Source organism: Candidatus Neomarinimicrobiota bacterium (assembly GCA_041862535.1).
In the GTDB taxonomy this organism is placed as follows: Bacteria; Fidelibacterota; Marinisomatia; order SCGC-AAA003-L08; family TS1B11.
Genome location: JBGVTM010000291.1, coordinates 1 through 2,056 on the forward strand (window position 1 = coordinate 1; position 2,056 = coordinate 2,056).

The 2,056-nt window shown below is 59.9% G+C and carries 2 protein-coding genes; one reads left to right on the top strand and one right to left on the bottom strand.

The features are described from left to right. Nucleotides 1-227, bottom strand: a 227-nt coding sequence (locus tag ACETWG_10755; GenBank protein MFB0517064.1) for a hypothetical protein, incomplete at its 3' end; no start/stop codon positions are given. Nucleotides 228-440: 213 nt separating this feature from the next. Between ACETWG_10755 and purL the strand changes: the two genes are divergently transcribed. Next, a partial coding sequence (gene purL, locus ACETWG_10760; GenBank protein MFB0517065.1) for a phosphoribosylformylglycinamidine synthase subunit PurL occupies nucleotides 441-2,056 on the top strand: 1,616 nt, incomplete at its 3' end.

Below are 2,056 nucleotides of genomic sequence, written 5' to 3' on the forward strand. Positions count from 1 at the left end.
GGGAAAATCCCGCCGTTCCGACAGGGCAAAAAGGAGACGTTGAGTCTCCTTTTTTCTATCAAGGAGTCGCGGGTTCTCCCGGATGGATCCCTGGTGGGAAAATCCCGCCGTTCCGACAGGGCAAAAAGGGGACGTTGAGTCTCCTTTTTTCTATCAAGGAGTCGCGGGTTCTCCCGGATGGATCCCTGGTGGGAAAATCCCGCCGTTCCGACGAGGAAAGGGATCATTGACCCCTTTTTGTTCATGGAAGCTGCTACGATGTGGGGTACGCTACCTCACTTTTTAATCGTGATATCACTATTCGCATTTTAATCCCAGCAACCTATTACCCAATTTCCCGCTTTACGGTTAAATTCACCTCAACTCGTCACGTCAATTATCACCTGAGCACACGGATTTGGCGGTGCCGGAATCTAACAGCCTGAGATAGGGAGCATCCATTGGCAATCGATGATATCATTCAGGAGCCGCAGGTTGACGAAGACCTGGCCCTGGAACACGGCCTCTCCCGCGACGAATACGCCCGGATAGTAGACCTGCTAGGGCGCACACCCACTTTCACCGAGCTGGGCATATTCTCCGTCATGTGGAGCGAGCACTGCTCCTACAAAAGCTCCATCAAGGTCCTCAAGACCCTGCCCCGTTCCGGAGGCCGGCTCATGGTGTCGGCGGGGGAGGAGAACGCCGGGCTGGTGGACATCGGGGATGGCCTGGCGGTGGCCTTCAAGATCGAAAGCCACAATCACCCCTCGGCCATTGAGCCTTATCAAGGTGCGGCCACCGGCGTTGGCGGCATTATGCGCGATATCTTCACCATGGGCGCCCGGCCCATCGCCTGCCTTGATCCGCTTCACTTCGGCAGTCTGGATGATCCCCATAACCGCTTCCTGCTGGATCAGGTGGTCAGGGGCATCGCCGACTACGGCAACTGCCTGGGCATTCCTACTGTCGGGGGGCAGGTGATCATCTCCGATGCCTACAAGGGCAATCCGATAGTGAATGTCATGTCCGTGGGCGTGGTGCGGCACGACCGTGTAGCCCGGGCGATGGCCAAAGGCGCTGGTAACCCGGTCTACCTTGTGGGCAGCAAAACGGGCCGGGATGGGATTCACGGGGCCACCTTCGCCAGTGAGGAGCTCTCCGAAGAGTCCGAGTCCCGCAAGAGCAATGTGCAGGTGGGAGACCCTTTTACCGAAAAGCTCCTGCTGGAAGCCACTTTGGAACTGGTCCGGCGCCCGTTCCTGGTGGGCATGCAGGATATGGGTGCCGCCGGGATCACCTGCAGCAGCTCGGAGATGGCCGCCAAAGGGCAGGCGGGCATCCGCTTGAACCTGGACGCCGTGCCCCTCCGCGAAGAGGGGATGATCCCCTACGAAATCATGCTATCCGAATCCCAGGAGCGGATGCTGGTGGTGATCCGGAAAGGCTTCGAGCAGGAGTTGGAGAGTATCTTTGAGCGCTGGGACCTGGACTGCACCCCCATCGGCGAAGTGACCGATACCGGCAACCTGGAGGTTTTTGCCAGCGGTAAAAAGGTGGCGGATATCCCCTGCCAGGAATTGGTACTGGGTGGTGGGGCGCCTCAGTACGCCATGCCGGCTAACAGACCGGCTTACCTGGATGAGGCCAACCGGCTCGATCTGGAGGCCTTGCCCGAGCCGCAGGATTACAATGGCACCCTGCTGCGGCTCCTGGCCCGGCCCAATATCGCTCACAAGGGCTTCGTGTTCGAGCAGTATGACAGCACAGTGCGCACCAATACCGTGGTCGGTCCCGGGGCCGACGCAGCCGTCATCCGGATTAAGGACAGCCACAAAGCCCTGGCCCTCTGCACCGACGGCAACGGGCGCTACGCGTGGCTCGATCCTGCTACCGGCGGCAAGATTGCCGTGGCCGAGGCGGCACGCAACGTGGTCTGCACCGGAGCCCGTCCCACGGCCATCACCAACTGCCTCAATTTCGGCAATCCCACTGACCCGGAGATTTACTACCAGTTCAAGGAAGCAGTGGCCGGTATGGGCGAGGCCTGCCGCCTGCTGAACACCCCGGTCACCGG